17 protein-coding genes are annotated in these 21,627 nt (G+C 47.6%); 8 read left to right on the top strand and 9 right to left on the bottom strand.

Annotated features, from left to right (window positions below):
• From AWU77_RS07720 to AWU77_RS07705, 4 genes are read right to left on the bottom strand one after another with little or no spacing between them, the layout of a single operon-like run.
• The gene (locus AWU77_RS07720; protein ID WP_062061226.1) at positions 1–663 is read right to left on the bottom strand and encodes an SDR family oxidoreductase; all 663 of its coding nucleotides are present in this window, start codon (positions 661–663) and stop codon (positions 1–3) included.
• A gap of 50 nt (positions 664–713) precedes the next feature.
• Complete coding sequence (locus AWU77_RS07715) at positions 714–1,307, bottom strand: FMN-binding negative transcriptional regulator (RefSeq protein WP_062061223.1); 594 nt, start codon at positions 1,305–1,307, stop codon at positions 714–716.
• 60 nt (positions 1,308–1,367) lie between these two features.
• A complete protein-coding gene (locus tag AWU77_RS07710) occupies positions 1,368–2,483 on the bottom strand; it encodes an AraC family transcriptional regulator (protein WP_062061220.1) in 1,116 nt (371 codons plus the stop codon).
• 8 nt (positions 2,484–2,491) lie between these two features.
• Positions 2,492–3,424: a GGDEF domain-containing protein gene (locus tag AWU77_RS07705; protein WP_062061217.1), complete on the bottom strand. Its 933-nt coding sequence runs from the start codon at positions 3,422–3,424 to the stop codon at positions 2,492–2,494.
• A 254-nt stretch (positions 3,425–3,678) separates the two neighbouring features.
• Between AWU77_RS07705 and AWU77_RS07700 the strand changes: the two genes are divergently transcribed.
• From AWU77_RS07700 to AWU77_RS07690, 3 genes are all read left to right on the top strand, one after another.
• Positions 3,679–6,423: a TonB-dependent receptor gene (locus AWU77_RS07700; RefSeq protein ID WP_062061214.1), complete on the top strand. Its 2,745-nt coding sequence runs from the start codon at positions 3,679–3,681 to the stop codon at positions 6,421–6,423.
• Between the two features lie 70 nt (positions 6,424–6,493).
• Positions 6,494–8,443 carry a phytase gene (locus tag AWU77_RS07695; RefSeq protein ID WP_062061211.1) on the top strand — a complete coding sequence of 650 codons (1,950 nt, stop codon included), beginning with the start codon at positions 6,494–6,496 and terminating at the stop codon, positions 8,441–8,443.
• 12 nt (positions 8,444–8,455) lie between these two features.
• A complete protein-coding gene (locus tag AWU77_RS07690) occupies positions 8,456–10,438 on the top strand; it encodes a PhoX family phosphatase (RefSeq protein WP_062061208.1) in 1,983 nt (660 codons plus the stop codon).
• A gap of 77 nt (positions 10,439–10,515) precedes the next feature.
• Here the strand turns inward: AWU77_RS07690 and AWU77_RS07685 are convergent, their stop codons facing one another.
• Both AWU77_RS07685 and AWU77_RS07680 read right to left on the bottom strand, forming a co-directional pair.
• Positions 10,516–10,809, bottom strand: coding sequence for a hypothetical protein (locus tag AWU77_RS07685; protein ID WP_062061204.1), 294 nt, complete (start codon positions 10,807–10,809; stop codon positions 10,516–10,518).
• Positions 10,810–10,903: 94 nt separating this feature from the next.
• A complete protein-coding gene (locus AWU77_RS07680; RefSeq protein WP_062061202.1) occupies positions 10,904–11,473 on the bottom strand; it encodes a gluconokinase in 570 nt (189 codons plus the stop codon).
• 115 nt (positions 11,474–11,588) lie between these two features.
• On the opposite strand from AWU77_RS07680, the gene AWU77_RS07675 reads away from it, so the two are divergent.
• From AWU77_RS07675 to AWU77_RS07665, 3 genes are all read left to right on the top strand, one after another.
• Complete coding sequence (locus AWU77_RS07675; RefSeq protein WP_062061469.1) at positions 11,589–12,626, top strand: LacI family DNA-binding transcriptional regulator; 1,038 nt, start codon at positions 11,589–11,591, stop codon at positions 12,624–12,626.
• 130 nt (positions 12,627–12,756) lie between these two features.
• Positions 12,757–14,397, top strand: a complete 1,641-nt coding sequence (locus AWU77_RS07670; protein WP_062061199.1) for an MFS transporter — start codon at positions 12,757–12,759, stop codon at positions 14,395–14,397.
• 87 nt (positions 14,398–14,484) lie between these two features.
• Positions 14,485–16,866: a GH36-type glycosyl hydrolase domain-containing protein gene (locus AWU77_RS07665; protein ID WP_062061196.1), complete on the top strand. Its 2,382-nt coding sequence runs from the start codon at positions 14,485–14,487 to the stop codon at positions 16,864–16,866.
• 91 nt (positions 16,867–16,957) lie between these two features.
• Here AWU77_RS07665 and maoP read toward each other — a convergent pair whose 3' ends face one another.
• Positions 16,958–17,347, bottom strand: a complete 390-nt coding sequence (gene maoP, locus AWU77_RS07660) for a DUF413 domain-containing protein (RefSeq protein WP_062061193.1) — start codon at positions 17,345–17,347, stop codon at positions 16,958–16,960.
• Positions 17,348–17,637: 290 nt separating this feature from the next.
• Positions 17,638–17,907, bottom strand: coding sequence for a 30S ribosomal protein S20 (gene rpsT, locus AWU77_RS07655; RefSeq protein WP_062061190.1), 270 nt, complete (start codon positions 17,905–17,907; stop codon positions 17,638–17,640).
• Positions 17,908–18,134: 227 nt separating this feature from the next.
• On the opposite strand from rpsT, the gene AWU77_RS07650 reads away from it, so the two are divergent.
• Together AWU77_RS07650 and AWU77_RS07645 are read left to right on the top strand one after the other, a co-directional pair.
• On the top strand, positions 18,135–19,943 hold the full coding sequence (locus AWU77_RS07650) for a serine/threonine-protein kinase (RefSeq protein ID WP_062061187.1): 1,809 nt from the start codon (positions 18,135–18,137) through the stop codon (positions 19,941–19,943).
• A gap of 50 nt (positions 19,944–19,993) precedes the next feature.
• Complete coding sequence (locus AWU77_RS07645) at positions 19,994–20,674, top strand: hypothetical protein (protein ID WP_062061184.1); 681 nt, start codon at positions 19,994–19,996, stop codon at positions 20,672–20,674.
• Between the two features lie 69 nt (positions 20,675–20,743).
• Here the strand turns inward: AWU77_RS07645 and AWU77_RS07640 are convergent, their stop codons facing one another.
• Complete coding sequence (locus AWU77_RS07640; RefSeq protein ID WP_062061181.1) at positions 20,744–21,625, bottom strand: SPFH domain-containing protein; 882 nt, start codon at positions 21,623–21,625, stop codon at positions 20,744–20,746.
• Positions 21,626–21,627 lie beyond the last annotated feature (2 nt).

Raw genomic sequence — 21,627 nt, 5'->3', positions numbered from 1 at the left:
TTACCAAGGCAGGGTCTCGCCATTCGAATGCCAGAAAGTGCCGCTGTTCTCTAGCGTTAAACCTTCGATACGTTTACTTAGACGCTGGGCAGATTCATCGGCAGAAATATCACCGCCAAAATTCACCATCGCCGTTTGCACATAACCCGGATGCAGTATTGCCACCGCAATGCCGCGCGGTTGCAAATCCCGCGCGAGCGACATAGCGGCTGCATTGAGAGCGGCCTTGGACATACGGTAACCGTAATAACCACCGGAGGTATTATCAGCAATTGAACCCATGCGGCTGGTGATAAACGCAATTTTTGCCCCTGCCGCCAAGTTGCCGAGCAGGGCTTCAGTCACCCGCAAAGGCGCCTCGGCATTGATCAGGAATTGCTGTTGGATCGATTGGTAATCAATACTGCCCAAGGCTTCATGTTGAAAAATACCGGCGTTGTTGATTAATAAATCAAGCGGCCGATCACTCAACGTCTCAGCTAAACGCGCAAGTGCCTGCGCATCGGTCACATCAACACCGGCAATCACCCGCGCACCCGACTCGGTGAGCTCTGGTGATGCGGTGCGACACACGCCAATCACATTCCAGCCCTGCGCCAGATAGGTTTTGCAAAGGGCAAGGCCAATACCGCGATTGGCGCCGGTGATAAGTGCAGTTTTCATAATCTACTCTCCTGTTTTGCCTGCTGAATGATGCGTACAGGTTACTTGCTTCACTTGGTGCTGGGAAATATTTTGCGCATCGCTTCGGCAAGCTGTCTTGATCCACGCTGTTCAAGTTGTTCGATCACTTGCGTTCTATCTTGTAACGAACGGTTTTGGCTCAATTTAAATTTGCATTGTATTTGGGTGATTTTGATTTCCAGCCCCACAATCGCATTCAGTGCTGCCGGTGGATAGCTGGGTTGCCAGGGCGATGCAAAACCCGCTTCATATTTCGCGGTGAGCGCATGAATGATATCGGTGATTTTTTGTGGTTCATCGATGCGTTTGCAAATTCCATAGATGTGAGCTGTTTGATAATTCCAGGTGGGAACACCCTGTGTCGTATACCATGACGGAGAAATGTAATCGTGTGCCCCATCCAGTGTGATCAACACTTCCTGATCGTTGATATCAATTAGTTGCGGATTGGGTTTCGCCAAATGCCCTGCGAGCAGTGTGCAATCGGCATTCACTAAAAAGGGCATGTGGGTTGAAAATAATCGTCCCTCAACCGTTGATATAAGCTGACCAAATGCATTGGCCTCAATAAAAGAGTGGATTTCCTTTGGGTCGGTAATTTCAAATTGCGGTGGTAGGTACATAGTTTCCCTTGTGATATGCGTGATCATGCAGCAAATAAATGCTGATGATTGTACGTCCTTTTACCCCATTTTCTCTATAGCCTGCGGTAACTTTCCGGTCCACTTTTTAAACGCGCGGCGCAAATTGGCTACATCGTAAAAATGCAATTTTTTCGCAACTTGCTCATTGGTCCATCCCTTCTGGCTTAGCCACATAATCGCCAAATCACGGCGTGCCAAATCATATTGCGCCTGAAAATGGCTGTGGTGTTTTTTCAGTTTGCGTTTGAAACTGGCGTTGCTCATTCCAAAATCAACTGCGGTCTGCTCAAGATTTGGGTTGTGGCGGATATTATTTTGCAGATAGGTATAGGTTTCAGCCAAAAAACCGCGCTGAAATTCCAGCGCTGTTGATGTGTGCGACTCTATTGGACTGTTAGAGGCAAATTGATCGCTATGATTAATTTTCCACGGGCGATGCAGATAGTCCCGTGCGATGGCCATGGCATTTGTTTGGCTGGAAAACTGTACGTTGCTATTGAGGTGAACATCGTATTGTTCGATGTAATCCGGTTTTTTATGGGTCAGATAAAACTCCCAGGGATAAGACTCCCCACTGCGCCATCGGGTCAGGGAGTTGAGTGCAGTGAACATCATCTCCAATAAAAAAATTTGCGTGGTCTCTGCACCACAGGCGTCTTGCCAATAGATGACGAGCCGATCTTGCTCATACACGCTGCGCAAGTTGAGTAGCGGCATCCATTGAATTTGCTGCGCGAGCAACACATCAAGCGCTTGCTGCAAATTATCGCTGTTGTGTAAATTATTTTTTTCGTGGCTAATTGTTGAATGGTGCGTTGTTGGGTTGTGGTGCGTTGTTGGGTGGGCAGGCGCGGAAAAAATTTGATGGCCCAGTAAAAAACTGAACTCCTGACTATGTGAATGTTTTTGCATATTTTTAATTAGCTGAAAACATTGTTGCGGTGTTAGCTGCAGATTGTTGGTGGCTATGTCTTCAAAAAAAATACCCGTGCCACGCAATAATTTATGTTCTTCCATGCCACGGCTTAACGCCAAGTCGATCATTGTGCTCGGCCACTGATGGGCTGGTATAAAAGACGTGTCTATTTCAAAGTATTTACCCGGTTTATAAGTCGGGGAAACATCTTCATACGCTGTATGCAAATTATGGCTCATGGTGCTAATCAAGCCGCCTGTTGCATCGCCATACGGCGTTTTTCTTTAGCGTGTAGCAGCGCCAGATTTGCGCGTTCGATCAGCGATTCAGCTGAGTCGGGTGTGCTGCTGTCGATACTGGTGAGTGCTACACCGATACTGACAGAGTGAAATAGACTTTCATCTTGAGTAAAGGTTTTGTAGGCAAAGTGCTGTACCAGCATGGATATTTCACTGGCCATTTTTTCTGCTACTACACGGCCAGTATTGGGCAGTATTAATGCAAATCTATCGCCCGCATAGCGGCACAACAAATCGTTGCGGCGAATGCTCAGTAGGATCAATTCACTTAATGATTGCAATAAATGGTCGCCCTGCTGATGGCCATAACAACGGTTAATTTCATTAAAGTTATCAACATCAATCAGCAATAGCGCCAGTGTGTTAGTTGCATGGCGATGCTCGGGCAGTGTTTGAGTTAATTGCTTGCGCAAATAATCGGCACCACTCAAATTGGTGGTGAAATCCATGCTGCGGTGTTCGCGAAATAAACGCTCACGTTTGCGCAATTGTGCGTTAATGCTGAGCTGTTCTTTATGCCAGTGATAAATACCAAGGGTGAGAAAATATAAACCAATCGGCATACAGCCCGACTCTATCCAGTGATCCCACTGCACTGCATCGGGGAAGCGAATAAATTCGTCGAGTAGATCCTGAAAACCAGCTAGAAAAATTCCGCTTAAACCCAAGCTTAAATACTGGGTTACCCGCCCAGTTGGGCGACTGTGCAAAATTAACACTAACCATACTAATGCCAATGCAGCAGCACCGCCTTCACTGAGTACATCCAGCCAATTTATTTCCGCCAATAATTTTAAATCGGCAACCGCAAGGCTGGCGATAAGCGCCAGATTTGCACTCATGGCTACAAAAAATAATTTCCATTTGTGATGTTTCAGCATAACGGTACACAACCCGTGGGAGAAAAGTGCAGCACCGATAACAGAAATACATGACAGTTTGGTGAATTCTAATTAAATGCGGCCCAAATAGCTGCACTGCAACAGGGGAGGCAAATCAGCTCAGGGTATTTGTTGGCGCCTAAGCCCGTTCGTCACAGAAGTGTCATTTAACGCCCCTAGTTTGGCGCCGTTGAATCTTTTTAAAAAAATTAACGGGGGAGCTTAGTGTGAAAAAATATGCATCGGAATCAAACATGAATCGAAAATTCATCAAAACAGCTATGGCAGTTGTGATCGCGGGCTTGGCTGGCGGTGCGGTAGCTGATGGGCGCATCGAAGGAAAGGTAAACGCTACTGAAAAAGGTATTGCCTTGCAGGGTGCAAAAATTCGCATCGCAGAATTGAACCGCGAAGCGGTGAGTCAGCGCGATGGCCGCTTTGTATTCTTAGATGTTAAACCGGGCAACTACACGCTAATCACCAGTTATATAGGTGCGGATGATATTAAGCGCGCAGTCATTGTGCAGGATCAAAAAACCACCCGTGAAAATTTTCAATTAACGGGTGTTTCCGGTTTGGTCGAGAACATTATTGTAATCGGGCAGGTGGCGGGCATTAACAAAGCGCTCAATAAACAGCGCAGTGCCGACAATATTATTACCGCTGTATCGGCCGATGCGATTGGACAATTTCCGGATACTAATGTGTCTGAATCCTTGCAGCGCTTGCCGGGTTTATCAATTGAGCGCGATCAAGGCGAAGGCCGCTATGTGCGTGTGCGCGGTATGGGGCCGGATTTTAATGCGGTGACAATTAACGGGGTGGGCGTGCCCGGCCCGGATGCCGACCGCCGCGCAGTGGCGCTGGATGTAATTCCATCGGACTTGTTAGAAAATTTAACAGTGACTAAAAGTTTAACGCCGGATATGGATGCCAATTCACTCGGTGGCAGCATTGATGTGCAAAGCCTGTCGGCCTTTGATCGCGATGGATTTTTTTATCAACTCACGGCTGAAGGCAGTTTTGATGAAAATACTGAAAATACAAGCCCGAAAATTGCTGCGACCGCGAGCAACCAATTTAGCCTGGGTGACGATGAAAATAATCTAGGCGTTGCGTTTGGGATCAGTTCGTTCAAACGTGAGTTCGGTTCGGATAACGTAGAAACTGGCGGCGCATGGAATTTTGACGAAGGTGCTCTGTTAGAAGAATTGGAACAGCGCGATTACCGTATTACCCGCGAGCGTTCTGGTATTACCTTGAATTTGGATTATAAACCCAATGACAATACCGATTTGTATTGGCGTAACCTGTACAGCGAATACACGGATGCAGAAATTCGTTTGGCTAATGTCATTGAGTTTGAAGATGCCGTAGCCGAAGGTGAAGTTGGTTCAGCGGAAGTGCAGCGCGAATTAAAAGATCGCACTGAAACGCAAAAAATTCTTTCGACTTCACTGGGTGGGCAGACCCGTTTGGACAAGTGGACATTGGATTACCGTGCGGCTTATAGCAAGTCCGGCGAAGACGAACCGCAAAATATTGCCGGTGCGGTATTTAAAATTGACGATGATGTTATTGCCGATGAAGTATTTGATCTCTCCTATGGCAATAACAGAAAAATTCACATCAATGCGCCTGCTGAATTTTATCAATCTACCAGTTATAAATTAGATGAGGTTGAGCTAAGCAGCACCAATACCAATGATGAAAGTACGGCATTTAATCTGGATTTCACCCGCGATCTGGAGTTGGGCAATAAACCAGCACAAATAAAGTTTGGGGCAAAACACAGCGCTCGTGAAAAAGATAATGATGTCGAAGTGTGGATTGCTGAAGATTTTACCGGCGATACATCGCTCAGCACATTTTCCGGTGGTGCGGTAGATTATAAGCACGGCCAATTTGGTAGTTCTATTAATGCTGCGCAGGTCAAAGCAGCAGTTACAGATGCAGAATGGGATAAAGAAGAAAGTAGCATTGGCGATTATGTTGTCACTGAAGATACCAGCGCCGCTTATGTGATGGGGCGCGTGGATATTAATGCTTGGCGCATTTTGACCGGCGTGCGCTATGAAAACACGGAATTTACTGCGCAGGGAAATTCCTATGATGCAGACAGCGGTGAAGTCAGTGCGACCTCGTTTGAAAATTCTGACGATTATTTTTTACCTGCCTTACATATTCGTTACAGCATCAATGATAAAACACAAGTGCGCGCCGCCTGGACTAACTCAGTAGTGCGCCCCGGTTTTGCCGAGCTGTCTCCCGGCCGCTTGATTGAAGAAGATGACGGTGATATTGCCGCAGAGTTTGGCAATCCTAATTTGAAATCGCTGGAGTCCAGTAATATCGATTTGGGTATTGAGCATTTCCCCGGTGTTGCAAGTGTAATTTCAGCGTTTGCGTTTTATAAGTCCATCGACAATTTTGTTTATCAAACTGACCTGGGTGGCACTGCGGGCTATGAAGGGTTTGATGAAGCAGTAACCTATGTCAATGGCAATAAAGCCGACATACTCGGTGTTGAATTTTCCGCGTCTAAACAGTTTACGAGTTTGCCATCACCTTGGGATGGTTTGCTGATTGGCGGCAATGCAACCTTTGTTGATTCTTCGGCAGAAATCGGCGGTTATGACGACAGTGAATTTATCGCGCGCGATATTCCTATGCCTAGCCAATCAGACGTTTCCGCGAATTTTATGCTGGGCTACGAATCTGATGTGATGAGCATGCGCTTGTCGGCCAACTATAAATCAAATTACTTAATTGAAGTAAGTGATCCAATGGACGCGGTGAAAGACACCTATGTCGACGATCAAATGCAGTTGGATTTCTCTCTGCGTTATTACTTGAGTGATTCGATTAAACTGCATTTTGAAGCATTGAATCTGACGGATGAGGTGTATTACTCCTACGTGAAAGATGCTAACTACAATTCGCAATACGAAAGCTACGGTGCGACCTATAAACTCGGTATTACCTTTATGCATTTTTAAGTATTGATTGAATGTGCTCTTGCGATTCGGATGGCTCTTGCTGGGCCATCCTATAACAAAGGTTTTGATTATGATGTATGTGTGTAGTGTTTTGCTGGCCAGTGTGCTGGCTATTTTTTGTTTGCCTGTGGTTGCTGAAAATAATTTACCGCCTGAGTTAAAACAAGGTTTGGTTGCGCCATTGCCGGTGCTGCAGCAACAGCAAATGACTTATCTTAGCCTGGGTGATGCCATTCACTGGCGCGCAGCCGATGGTTCGTCACTGGCGCAATTGCCGCAATCGACAGAATTGTTGGATTGGCGTTATCCAGTGACATTGGCTTCACAAAAAACTACCAGTACAGAGTTGATTGCTGCAACGGTATTTTTACCTGAGCAGCAAGCGGGCTTGATCGCACTTGATCCGCAGACAGGAAAACTGCGCGAGTTGCTGCGTGTACCTACGCCGGAATTTAAAATCGAAAATTTGTGTTTAAGCCATGCGGACGGCAAGCATGTTTCGCTTTATTTGTTGGATGAGCGCGGCATGGCGGAGCACTGGTTGGTGATTGATGCCAATGGCAAGGCCGCAGCAAAATTATTGCGCCGTGTACCCATAGCACCTAACAGCAAAGCCTGTGCAGTGGATGATGCGCAGGACATGTTATTTGTCGCCGAAGATGGTGTCGGCATTTGGGCGCAGGGGGCTTCCGAGGAATCCGCTCCCGGTCGTGTGGTGGTGGATATGCAACAGCCTTTTGGTGCATTGCGCGGCAGCGTGGAATCGCTAGCCGTGGTGCCGCAAGGATTAATCGCCGCAATCGCGGAAGAAAAACAACTGGTGTTGTATCGCACACAGCAAGGTCAATTCAAGCAGCAGCATGTACAGAGCCTTCCTAATACTGATGAACCAGAAATTGTGAAAGCAGCTTTTGTAAGCGCTGATGCAGTGGATAAAAATACACTTAGGTTGGTAATTGGTGATGAGAAAACTGGCAACCATTCTTTATCCTTGCCGTGGCAATTAGTTGTCCCAGAAAAACCAGCGCACACTATTGTGAGCGTGACACCGGATGAACAAACCCAAGTGATGGCGCGTTTTGGCGATGCCGCAGATGACCCTGCTATTTGGATCAACAAAAAACGCCCGCAAAAAAGTTTGGTGATCGGCACCAATAAACAGCAAGGACTCTTTGTTTACGATATGCACGGGCGCGAGGTACAGCATTTTAATACCGGAAAATTAAATAATGTCGATGTGCGCTATGCGGTTCCCTTTGGTAAAAAAGTAGTCGACATCGCTGTTGCTACCAATCGCGATGATAATAGTTTGGCGATTTATATCATCGACCCAAACAATGGAAAATTAACCTATTCCGGCAGCGTCGCTACCGACCTTGAGGATATTTACGGTTTTTGTATGTACCAGAATGCCAATGGCATTACCTATGCTATTCCCAATGCAAAAAGTGGTGAGTTCCAGCAAATCCAATTAACCGCTGTTACTGATCCGAACAATAAAAAATCTGTTCATTGGCAGGGTAAAAAAATGCGTAGCTTTTTTGTGCAGAGCCAGCCGGAAGGTTGCGTGGCTGATGATAAAAACCAGCGCTTATTTGTCGGTGAAGAAGATGAGGCGGTGTGGACTATTGGTGCCGAGCCAAGTGCTGGGGCGCAAGTTGAATTGGTATTGCGCGCGGGTGACCTGTTAGTGGCAGACGTGGAGGGAATGGGAATTTATCATGGCAAGCACAAGAATTATCTAGTGGTGTCCAGTCAAGGCAACAATAGCTATGTTATTCTCGATGCAGCAGCGCCCTATAAGGTACGCGGTGCAATACGTATTGATTTAAATGCAGAAAAAAATATCGACGGTGTTTCCGAAACCGATGGTCTTGAGGTGACTCATGTTAATCTCGGCGGAGTATTGGCTGAAGGTATGCTAGTTGTGCAAGATGGTCATAAGGTAATGCCGGAAGCGCCGCAGAATTTCAAATATGTGAGTTGGGAAAAAATCCGTAACGCGTTGCAGTTAGATTAAAGGTAAATGGCAATGAATGATAAGAAAAATTTCCGACCTGTCGATGTGGATGATATTCCCGTTAACCCATCCGCCAATCCCTGGCTGTCAGATGTTATCGCTAATCGCCGCAACTTATTAAAAGGTGGGCTTGGCTTGGCGCTAGGCGGTTTTTTAGGGGGGAGTTTATCGGCTTGCACAAATAATGCTAAAAAGCTATCGCCCAAGCTTCCGCTAAAAACCACATCACCAGTGATTGGATTTAAATCTGTGCCGATTCAAGCTGCAGTTGATTTTGATCGAGTTGTAATAGCAGAAGGTTATAGTGCACGCGCGTTTTTTTCTTGGGGCGATGAGGTCGTTGCTGGCGCAGCTCTCTGGAAAGCTGATGCGACGAATACGTGGCAAGAACAGCAATTGCAAGCGGGTCAAAATCACGATGGCATGGCGTACTTTCCGTTTCCGTCTGCGCCCAATGATCACGGGTTGTTGGTGATTAACCATGAATATACGAACCCCACATTGCACCCTAATGGCCCCACCGAAACAGCGGATGCGCAAGGTATTGTTCATCGCCCTGAACACGAGGTGCTGAAAGAACAGGCAGCGCACGGTGTGAGTGTGATTGAAATTATGCGCGATCAGCAAGGTGCGTGGCAGCGCGTAAAAAATTCTTCTTTCAATCGTCGTTTGACTGGCAATACTCCAATGGGTATTACTGGGCCTGTAGCTGGTTCGGCACAGTTAAAAACCGCACAAGACCCAACCGGCACTCGAGTGCTGGGCACCTTAAATAATTGTTCAATGGGGAAAACTCCGTGGGGTACCTATTTAATTTGCGAAGAAAATTGGAATAATTATTTTGTGAATCGCAATACTGCTGATTGGCAGCAGCGTGTATCCCATAAGCGTTATGGTATTGCCAATGGTTTAAATAGCAGCAAGTATTATTGGAGTTCAGTTGACTCACGGTTTGACGCTACGCCAATAGAAGAGCAAGATTTTAACGGTTTTGTAAATGAACCTAATCGTTTTGGTTGGGTGGTTGAGCTTGATCCGTTTGATCCGCAATCCCTGCCAAAAAAGCGTACTGCGCTGGGGCGTTACGCACGCGAGTGTGCCACTGTAGTGGTGGGTGATGCTGGTGAGGTGGCTATTTATTCCGGCGATGATACACGAGGGGAATATATTTATAAATTTGTCGCTCAGCAGCGGTTTGATAAAAAAAATCCAACAGCAAAATTAGATCTATTAGATGAGGGTGTTTTGTATGTTGCCGTATTCCATAGTGATGGGCGTGGCGAGTGGCTGCCGTTAGTGTGGGGCGAGCGCGGCTTAACGCCGCGCAATGGATTTATGAATCAAGCGGATGTATTAATTAATGCGCGCGCTGCTGCCGATATTCTCGGCGCAACACCGATGGATCGCCCTGAGTGGGTGGCGGTTGATCCGCACACACGCGAGCTTTACGTCACACTCACTAATAATGATCAGCGCGGTACCAAACCGGATCAGCCGGTAGACTCTGCAAATCCTCGCCGGGAAAATCATCACGGGCAAATCCTGCGCTGGGCAGAAAAAGATTCCAATCCTGCGGCAACAGAATTTAATTGGGAAATATTTTTGCTGGCGGGCAATCATGCCGATGAAGTTTTTCCAGAAAATCAACAAGGCAATATTCGCGGGGACAAGTTTTCCTGTCCCGATGGTTTGTGGTTTGATGCCGATGGCCGCCTGTGGATTGAAACAGATTACGACGATGAAGAAAGTGTCTATCAGCCAATGGGGTGCAACCAATTGCTCTGTGCCGACCCTGTATCGCGTGAAGTGAAACGATTTTTGGTGGGGCCACGCGGCTGCGAAATTACCGGTTTGACTGCAACACCGGATGGAAAAAGCCTGTGGCTGAATATTCAGCACCCAGGTATTAGTTATCCCGCCAGTGACGGCAAAACTTGCCCGCGTTCTACAACGGTGCTAGTGACGAAAAATGATGGCGGCGTGATTGGTTCCTAAATGTAATCTTGCAAAATAAAAATGCCCGGCAGATGTCGGGCATTTTTATTGATTGGTATTTTATATGCAGGAGTTTGTTACTGGCCTTTGCGTGATTCGCGAATATAGAAGCGAGCACTTTTGGCTTGGTTGTAGCAGTTATCGAAGTTTTCCACGCCTTGCATGGTGCGTGCGGTGGTAATCAGGCCTAGCGCTTTGGTATAACTGACTGTTCCGCTAAAGCCATCTGCTTTGGCGATGGATAGCTCGCTCCAAGCGGCATCGATTTCTTGAGCGCAGGCGCTGCGGTATTGGGTTTTTCCAGCGCAGGCAGAAATGGCACCGGCAAGCACTAACAAACTGCTAATGAAGATAACTTTTGAAGATGACATCTGTGATTCTCCATGGGTGATGTTGATCATTGGATCAAGATCTGGCTCAAGAGTTCACATTCTCGCTGGTGTAAAGCGGAAAGCCAAGCCTGTGTTAGGCAAGTAGTGCATCTGCTTGATGATGGAGTTCCCGATCAACTACGTGGATTGCCATTGAGAGCACTTGATCAAAGGGCGCGTTTACATCAATTGTAAATACATCTTGCTCGTGGCTCGGGTCTTCCAAGCTCTCGAATTGGCTGTCAACCAAGCTTGGTGCCATGAAATGCCCGGCGCGTTTGTTGACGCGATTTTGAATGGTGTCTTTATCGCTGCTTAAAAAGAGGAAAATGGTTTTCAATCCGGCTTTGCGCAGCTCGTCGCGATGCATACGTCTAAGGCCGGAAAATGCCAGTGTTGAATGCTGGTGATTGCGCGCAACACCGCGAAAGTAATCGCGCATACGAATAACCCATGGCAGGCGCATGGCATCGGTCAGGGGTTGACCTTTCGCCATGCGATCGCGCGCTTCCTGACTGTGAAAGTCGTCGCCATCCAAATAGACGTAACCGTAGTGTTCAGCCAATGCCTTGGCCAGTGATGACTTTCCGCTACCTGAAACACCCATAACAATAATGAGGTGGGTGCTGGCATCAGGGTTAGTTATCGCTACTGAATAGTGCATGGAAGTTTTCTCGTTTACACCGAAAGATCAAAGCATGCGAGCATGCTGATGATAGCGCAATCATTGTGCTTGTGGTATGTTAGCAAAAAATAATAGCCAAGTGCAGATATTGCCTATGAAAACAGCAAAAAAAAGAAGTTCAGATAAAAAAATCACCTTGGTTGATGTGGCTGATGCTTCAGGTGTTAGTGCAATCACCGTGTCCCGCGTGATCAATCAACCAGAAAAAGTATCAGAATCTCTGCGGATTCAGGTGCAGAAAGCGATTGATGCACTCGGTTACATTCCTAATCAGCATGCCAGCTCTTTGGCTTCGTCCAAATCAAAGGTGATAGGCGTTGCCATTCCATCATTGAGTAACATTGTGTTTACCGAGGTGTTGCGCGGTATTTATGAGGTGATGGGCGCAGCGGGCTACAAAGTGCTGTTGGTGGATACCCATTATTCGCCGCTGGAAGAAGAGAAAATGGTGCGTACGCTGCTGAGCCAGTCGCCCGAAGGCTTGATTATCACTGGCGGCGACCAGACCAAGGCTTGTCAAAATTTCCTACATAAAGCGCGTATTCCGATCGTGCAGATCATGGAGTTATTGGCCGATCCCATCGATATGAATGTTGGGTTTGCTCACGGCCGCGCGGGTTTTGATGTGGTGAAGTATTTGCTGGGGCAGGGTTATGAGCGCATCGGTTTTATCGGCGCCCGTATGGACCCGCGTGTGCAGCAGCGTATGCAAGGTTACAAGCTTGCACTCGAGCAGGCGGGTAAGTTTGAGAAAAACTACATAGTCACCACTCCTGAGCCATCTTCCATTGGTGTTGGTGGCGAACTGTTCAAAAGTTTAATGGCTTCCACGAATGGTGTTATCGACGCTGTATTTTGTGTGAATGATGACTTGGCTCTTGGTGCCTTGTTTGAGGCGCAGCGGATGAACATTCGCGTCCCTCAGGATATGGCAATTTGTGGTTTTAACGATATCGAAGCGGCGGGATATGTAAATCCATCGCTGACCAGTGTATCAGTTGGCCGTTATGAGATGGGTGTTAAAGCTTCCGAAATGATTATTCGTGTGCTCAATGACAAGCCAATCGAATCTAAAAAAATTGATATGGGCTATGAAATTCGCAAGCGTGCATCGACTACCCGTCTGTTGTAGCAGTTATTTGCAGTTAGTAAGCCACACAAAACTATAAAACAAGATCTTCTACTAGAGCCCCAGCATTTCCCCCTTGGTGGTTATCACTCTATCGAGTGGCGAGATGCTATTAATAAAAAACCGGAGAGCAATGGTGAATGTGCAACAGCCCCTGACAAAAAAAGATGATCGTCTTGCTACACTGAGCTGGCGCGAGAGAATTGGTTATGGTTTGGGTGATGCCGGATTTAATTTTTATTGGGCGATTATTGGCTCATATTTAGTATTTTTTTATACGGACGTGTTTGGTATTGGCGCTGCTGCAGCGGCGACCATGATTACGGTTACCAAGATTATTGATGCGATTACCGATCCAATTATGGGTGGTATTGCCGACCGCACTAATACTCGCTGGGGAAAATTCCGCCCCTATTTACTCTGGGGTGCGCTGCCGATGATGGGGGCGGGTATTTTAACCATGAGCACCCCTGAGTTGGATGATACCGGTAAGTTGATCTGGGCTTATGCCTCTTACTGCCTGTTAATGCTTTGTTACACCGTGTTGAATATGCCGTACAACTCGCTCTCGGCAGTTTTAACGGCTAACACTCAGGAGCGCAATAAACTCAACAGTACGCGCTTCTTCTTCGCCTACTTCGCCAGTATTTTGGTCGGTGCGGCTACGCCGGAACTGGCAGAGTATTTTGGTGATGGTGATCGCTATTCCGCAAAAGGGTGGCAGATGACCATGGTTATTTACTCAATCATCGCCAGCTGTTTGTTTATGGTCACTTTTTTGACTACGCGCGAGCGAATCCAGCCGGCACTCACCCAAGAAAAAACCCACCCCTTAAATGATTTGAAAGATCTTTTTATCTGTCGCCCGTGGTTGGTGTTATTTGTATTGGCGCTGGTGTTTATGATCACTATGACACTGCGTGGCAGCTCAGCGGCTTATTATTTTCGCTATTTTGTTGAGCGCCCGGATTTGCTCGGCAACTATATAGGTTTGCAAATGGCGGGCCTGATGGTTGGCGCAATGTTCGCTTCAACGGTCACTAAATATGTCGATAAACGTAAATTGTTGATGTGGTTGCTGTGTGTGGTCGCGATATTGTCAATTGCATTTACCTTTGTGCCCAAACCGCACGCTAACGGTGTATTGGATATAACCTCTAATGAGGTGCAGCTTGATGCGCCCACCTTGCTTGGGAAGCCCCATGCAGAGGGTGATGTCTATCAGTGGCTGCGCCACGACAAAATTTTCTGGATTATTAAAGAGCGTGTGCCTTTGGCGGAAACAGGGCCTGCATTGAATCTGCTTGATGCGAACGGGCAGGTAATTAGTGTGAAGCGTATCGGCGCGGATGGCACAGTGCGCGACAGTGCAGAGTTACCCAAAGAAATTATCTGGATGTTTGCACTGAATATTCTGATCAGTATTGCACTGGGTTTTAAGCCGCCGATTACCTGGGCGATGTATGCCGATGTCGCTGATTATAACGAGTGGAAAAATGGGCGCCGCGCAACAGGTATGACTTTCGCTGCTACCACTTTCTCGCAAAAAATTGGCAGTGCAATCGGCTCGGCGTTAATGCTCTCGGTGTTGGCGATGATGGGTTATCAAGCCGGTCAGATGCAGGATGGCGCTTCGCTCGATAGTATCATCTATATGCAAACCTTGGTGCCCGGGTTATTTGCACTCCTCACCGCATTATCGCTACTGTTTTACAACCTGAGTGACGCTAAAGTGGAATCGATCCAGCAAGAGCTTGAGGCGCGTCACTCCTAGCGATTACAGCTTTGATTTAGCGCCGCGTTGCGGCGCTTTTTAATTCCCTTCCCCCCTCGTAATAATTGTTTTCGATAGGACACCTTCATGACCAACGCTCTACTGACCCCCAGCCAGACTGGCGAACGCTATGATTTGTTAACTCCGACGGCGATGCCGCGCGCTGCAGGGTTCCTGTGGAATCAGCAGATGATGATTCAGGTAACCTGTCGCGGTTATGCGGTTGCACAATTTATGCAGCCGGAGCCCGCTAAATATGCTTATGCGCCGAATCTGGAAGCAAAAACCTTTATGCAGCCGGAGCAGCCCTACTATGCACATCATCCGGGCCGTTTTTTTTATATCAAAGACGAAGAAACAGGAAAGATTTTTTCTGCACCCTATGAGCCGGTGCGTGCGCCTTACGATGACTATTCTTTTTCGGTTGGCAAAAGTGATTTGCAGTGGGCGATTGAGTGCGATGGTGTGCGCGCCGAGTTAATGCTGTCACTGCCGGTAAAAGATGTGGTGGAGTTGTGGCAATTGCGTGTGATTAATAATTCCGGTCGCGCGCGCAAACTGAGTGTCTATCCTTATTTCCCTATTGGCTATATGTCCTGGATGAATCAGTCGGCCGAATACCGTGCAGATCTCGGCGGAATTGTCGCCACCTGTGTCACCCCTTATCAAAAAGTGGCTGATTATTTCAAAAATAAAAATTTCAAAGACAAAACATTTTTCTTGCATGAGGTTAATCCCGTTGCCTGGGAGGCCAAGCAGGAAACCTTTGAAGGCGAGGGTGGGTTACACAATCCAACGGCGCTGCAAGCGGATGCGCTCGCCTGCGGTGATGCGCGTTATGAAACGCCTGCGGCGATATTGCAATACCGTTTGGAAATGCCGGATCAGGCGCAGCAAGATTATCGATTTATTTTTGGGCCGGCATTTGACGATGTAGAAATTGCAAGCCTGCGTGATGCCTATTTGAGCGCATCGGGCTTTGCTAAAGCGCAGGCGGATTATGCCGCCTATATCGCCACTGGCAGTGGCTGTTTACAAATTGAAACGCCCGATGCGGAGTTAAATAATTTTGTAAACAATTGGCTGCCGCGTCAGGTGTTTTATCACGGTGATGTCAATCGTTTAACCACAGACCCGCAAACGCGCAATTATCTGCAAGACAATATGGGGATGACTTACATCAAACCCGAAGTTACCCGCGCGGCATTTTTGCATGCGCTCAGTCAACAGGAAGAATCGGGCGCTATGCCGGATGGTATTTTGCTCGCCGAAGGTGCCGAGTTGAAATATATCAACCAAATTCCTCACACGGATCACTGCGTGTGGCTACCGGTGTGTTTAAAAACCTATCTCGACGAAACCAATGACTACGCCATTTTGCAAGAACCTGTAGCAGGTCATGATGGTAAAACTCTTTCCGTATTCGAGCGCATCTCTAATGCGATGCGCTGGTTATTGCAGTCGCGCGATCAGCGCGGCCTGAGTTTTATCGCTCAAGGTGATTGGTGTGATCCAATGAATATGGTGGGCTACAAGGGCAGGGGCGTTTCTGGTTGGTTATCCCTGGCAACGGCTTATGCATTGAATTTATGGGCGGATGTCTGCGCTAAACAATCCCAAACAGAATTGCAAAACGAATTTAGTGTTGGTGCGCAAGATGTGAATGCAGCAGTGAATAAATACTTGTGGGATGGCGACTGGTTCGGACGCGGTATCACTGACGATGACGTGGTGTTTGGTGTAAGCAAAGACAAAGAAGGGCGCATCTTTTTAAATCCGCAGAGTTGGGCGATTTTAGCAGGTGCGGCGAGTGCAGAGCAGCGCGAAAAAATGATTGCCGCCATTGAGCAGCAATTGGAAACACCTTACGGTGTAACTATGCTTGCGCCTGCATATACCGCGATGCGCGATGATGTGGGTCGGGTGACGCAGAAGCATCCCGGTTCGGCGGAAAACGGTTCGGTTTACAATCACGCGGCGATTTTTTATATCTACAGTTTGTTTAATATCGCGGAACAGAATCATCACTATTCGGATCGCGCCTATAAATTGCTGCGCCAAATGATTCCTGGTCCAAACGAGGTAGATTATCTGCAGCGCGGCCAGTTGCCGGTGTATATCCCCAATTATTATCGCGGTGCTTATCATCAATATCCACGCACTGCAGGGCGTTCATCGCAGCTGTTTAATACCGGTACTGTGTCTTGGGTGTATCGCTGTTTGATTGAGGGTGTGTTTGGTTTGCAGGGTTGTGAAAAAGGGCTGCGCATCGCGCCGCAATTGCCATCCCATTGGCCGAGAGCAACAGTGGTGCGGCGTTTCCGTGGGGCTGAGTTTAAGGTGGAGTTGGTGCGCAGTAATGTGAGTGCAATCGAGGTGCGCTGTAATGGTGAACTGCTTGATGATAATTGCATTGGTAATATTCAGGCGGGGCGCAGCTATTCAGTGCAGGTGTTGATTCCGCAGTAGTTCTAAGCGGCAGCATTTAATGCGCTGCGGATAACAAAAAGGCGCAACCCATTAATGGTTGCGCCTTTTTTGTTGCAGCGTGAAGATGTTATTAATCTGTTTTTGCGGTTTTCTTGGCAGCTTTTGCCTTGGTGGCTGGAGCCTCTTCAGTGGCGGGTTCAGCTGCTTTTGCCTTGGTTGTTTTGGTTTTGCTGGCCTTGGTGGGTGCTGCGGCTTGGCGCGCTTTGACGATAGAGAGATATTTGACCCAAGCTTGCTCTATAGGGCTTTTGGGGGCGCTCTGATTGGCGATGACTTTGAGCATATGCAGATCGTCTGCGGTGGGGTCTGAGACTTCTTCCATTGTTAGGGCATTTATCAGTATGCCCTGTTTGCGAATCAGGCGCGCCTGAATGTCCGATAGGCCACCTTTTTCAAAACCATCGGGAAAGTTAACGGTATCTTGAAATGTTTGTTTCAGATAGTGGTCACGCGGCAGCATAGAGTATCTCCATTATTAGTATGTGCACTTCTGGGTTAGGTGCTAACTGTGGGCAGCTGCATCCTTTATCGGGTTGCTCGCCAGTTGATATCACCCCAAGCCCAGCTCTCTTTTTGGTTGTGCTGGAAAAGGTTCCAAGCAAAAGTTGCTGCCGAAGATAATCTGTTTTTATGACACTGTATAGACCTAAAATTATGCTTTATGGTGTCTATGACAGCATTTGGGTTAAATTACGGGCATAAAAAAACCGGCTTAAGCCGGTTTTTTTACACGCGAGATCAAAAGGGCGATTAAGCTGCTGCCAATGCCTTGATTTTTGCGTTCAAGCGGCTCTTATGACGAGCGGCTTTGTTCTTGTGAATCAAGCCTTTGTCAGCGATACGATCGATCACTGAAACAGCTGAAACATAAGCGGTTTGGGCAGCTGCTTTATCGCCAGTGGCGATAGCGGCAAGCACTTTCTTGAGGTAAGTACGCCCCATAGAGCGCATGCTTGCGTTGTGCTTGCGAGCTTTTTCATTTTGACGCGCGCGTTTTTTGGCTTGGGGTGAGTTTGCCACCTTAGTGCTCCTATAAGATAAATTCTGGACAAATACTGTCGAAAAAAGGGTCGGGATTCAAGGACGCGACATTATGCCGTGTTCGATTTTTTTGTCAACCAATATCCCCGAGTAATTGACTGATTATAGTCGTGGTGGGGGAGTTGCTGAGCTAATCAGTATACAGGCTTGCGGCATGATAATATTGGCGCCAGCGATCAAGGTTGAAACCTCCAGGGGATTTTTGCGTGTCTACTCATGATGAATCCAATCAAACCGATGTGAATGCCACGACTGTGCGCAGTGGCGATGAGCCTGTTCCTGCTCCCAACGCCACGCAATTCACCCAATACAGCGCTCCCCATAATCACTCCGCCGGATTTGCGCAGGCGCGGGAGTTGGTTAAACAATCCCAGAGCGGCAAGGGCACACTGCTGAAAAAACGCTTTTTGTTGGAAGATGTACTAGGGCACGGCGGTATGGGAACCGTCTATAAAACCAAGGATCTGCGCAAAGTCGAAGCGGAAGACCCTAATCCTTATATAGCCACCAAAATTCTCAACCAGGATTTCAAAGATCATCCCGACGCTTTTGTTACCCTGCAGCAGGAAACCGCCAAGTCACAAACCCTCGCTCACCCCAATATTGTCACGGTGCACGATTTTGATCGCGAGGGCGATACGCTATTTATGACCATGGAGCTGCTCGAAGGGCAGCCGTTGGATCAACTGATCAAGGCGCAGCGCAGCAAAGGGTTGGCGAAAGAGCAGGTCTGGAAAATTACCAAAGATTTGTGTGCTGCGCTGGCCTATGCCCATCAGCGAAAACTAATTCATGCCGATTTCAAACCCGGCAACGTATTCGTTAATACCGATGGCAGCGCTAAAGTGCTGGATTTTGGTATCGCGCGCGCCGCCTCCAAAGAAGTGCAAAAACACCATTTTGATGCTGGGCAGTTAGGCGCGCTTACACCTGCTTATGCCACCATCGAAATGGTAAAAGATGAACCGCTTGGTTTTAGCGATGATGTCTACGCGCTCGCCTGTGTGGTGTATGAAATGCTGGCGGGGCGCCACCCCTATAACAATCTCTCAGCGTTGGATGCACAGCAACAAAAGCTCGTACCGAAACGTTTGGATAAGCTCAGTGCGCGGGAGTGGCGCGCACTGAGCCATGCACTGGCACTCACTAAAGCAGAGCGCACGGCGAGCGTTGCGCAATTTGTTGATGAGTTATTTCCCCGGCGCAATCCGTTAATGTTAACCGTCGCAGTCAGTTTGGCGCTGGTATCGCTTGCCGGTGCGGCTTGGTTTGGTTATAGCCAATATCAAGCAAAACAAACATTACAGGCGACCATCGTCGAAAAAATCACTGCAGCGCAACAATGTTTTGCGCAGAGCGATTTTAATTGTGCGATCGAGCAGAGCATGGTGGCGACCAATCTTGCGCCGGATAATCAGGTTGCCATCGCTCTTTTACAGGCAGCGCAAACGGCCAAGGCTGAACGTGCCGATGAGGAAAAAATGGCGGCCTTGGTGCAAGAGGCTGAAACTTGTTTGCAGCAGCAGGATTTAAATTGTGCCCGGCTGTTTGCCGAGCGCGCGCGTGAGCTCAATGCCGAGCATTCGGCCAGCCAGTTGCTCATGGAAAAAATTGCCAAGATTGAACAGCAACAACAATTAGCATTGGCAGCGCAGCAGCAGTCCATTAATCAGGAATTAGTAACTGGGCAAAATTGCCTGAACGCAAAGGATTATGATTGTGCACTGGCAGTGGCCGCTCATGTATTGTCGGTTGATCCGGCCAGCGCGCAAGCGGTTGAATTGAAACAGTCGGCAGCGATGGCACAGCAGCAATATAAAGAACTGGCCGCAAAAACCGCAAAACTGCTCGATGATGCCGAGCGCTGCATGGGGAAAAAGAATTATGCCTGCGCGATTGCCAAGGCGGAATCGGTACTGGATTTGGATTCCACTAACAAAGCGGCAATAGCCTTAAAAACACGGGCGCAAGAAACCCAGCGCAAACTTAAGGAAACCGGTTTTACAATTAAGTAAGTGTATGGAGATCAAGAGTTCGCAACCATAACCGATCAGGTACTGCAAATATGAAAAGCAAAGCGATTATTGTTCTACTGTCATGTCTTTTGGCGAATCCGCTACAGGCGTTTAGTTTAAAAGATTTGAAAGACAATATAGATCGATCACACAAATGTAATAGCAGTGATCAGGGGTGCAAAAACCGTGAGCATTTGAAAGCCGTGGCACGTGTAGCTGCGGTAGCAGTGGCAGTGACGGTACTGACCAAAATGATTATCAAGCATCGCTCCGAGCGAATAGCGAAAGAGGGGCAGGTAGCGGAAGAATACAAAGCGCAAAACAATAATTTACCTGCCGAGCCTATGGCGACCGAATACATCACTAAAACCTTGCCGGGTAATATTGTTGAACCGGGCAAAGAAGTGATTATTCAGTCCGATATAGTGGTAGTGCCAGGCACCAAGCAAAAAACCGCGTTGATCGAAGAGCGCATTGCAATTTACGACAATGAAGACAATAGCAAAGAGTTAAAAAACTTTACTAAACCAGTGAACGCAAAAACCAAACGCGGTGGCCGCTACCAAAATGAGTTTTCGTTTACCCTGCCTGAAGGTTTGCCACAGGGTGTATACCCGATTAAAACCGAGTTGTTACTCAATGGGAAGGTAGTGGATAGTTCAAATAACGATATTCAGCTGGTGTTGCAAGTCAATGAATTTGGTGCGATGCAATTGCTGGCGATGAATTGATCGAATGGCAAGGTAAGTTAGTTTTACAAAAAAGGGCGCCGCTATTGGCGCCCTTATTGTATCTACTGTTTATTTGTTGGTGTTAAAAAATGGCAGGGTGCCATTGGGCAGCATGGTGCTAGGCAGCTGTCCGTTCCATTTTTCCGCTTTGGTTAACTCAATCAGGTTTTGATTTTGCGCCAGCGCTTCAGCGCGGCTTTTAATCGCCGAAGCTTCAGCATCACCTTTAATGCGAATACTTTCAGCTTCTGCTTTGGCGCGCGCCAGTTGCGAATCGGCTTCGGCTTGCGCTTTGGTGACGGCAATCTGCGCGCTCACCCGCTCTTTTTCCAGGTTTTGTTTTTGCGTTTGCACTTCAACTTCGGCGCGCATGCGGTCTTCTACAGATTTTTCGTAAGCTGCACTGAAGTCGATATTCTCAATCTGTACTGAGTTGATCACGACCGGGCCGTTAATGGCTTTGGTGATGGCGTCAGTGACATCGATACCGAATTTAATCCGCTCTTGCACTACCGAAATGGCGGTGTATTTACCAAAAATATTTTCGACCTGGGTGGGGACTTGGCGATCAACCAAGCGCGCCATCATTGAGTCGATACTTTTGAAATTGGCATAGACCTCTTCCACTCTATCGGCTGGCACACTGAAGGTAACTGATGCGCGAATCGTCGCGGGTTGTTGATCGCGGCTATAGGCCTGTAGCGCTTGATAATTGGCGGTATGAGTTTGTGTGGAGATTTTTACCACTGTATCAATGAGTGGAATTTTAAACCCCAAACCGGGTGCTGCAGTACCGATAATTTTTCCGTTGCGCAAATGCACACCGCGTTCACCTTGATCCACTGTGTACCAACTGCCGTAAACAACCGTAAGCAGAAACAATACAATTAGCACTGGAATAAGTTTGGTGAAACTGATGGGATTGGGTGAGCTGAAATCGGCTTTTAACATGA

Source organism: Cellvibrio sp. OA-2007 (assembly GCF_000953825.1).
In the GTDB taxonomy this organism is placed as follows: Bacteria; Pseudomonadota; Gammaproteobacteria; order Pseudomonadales; family Cellvibrionaceae; genus Cellvibrio.
The sequence above is the reverse complement of the archived record's forward strand: the minus strand, read 5'-3'. Positions and strand labels throughout refer to the sequence as shown.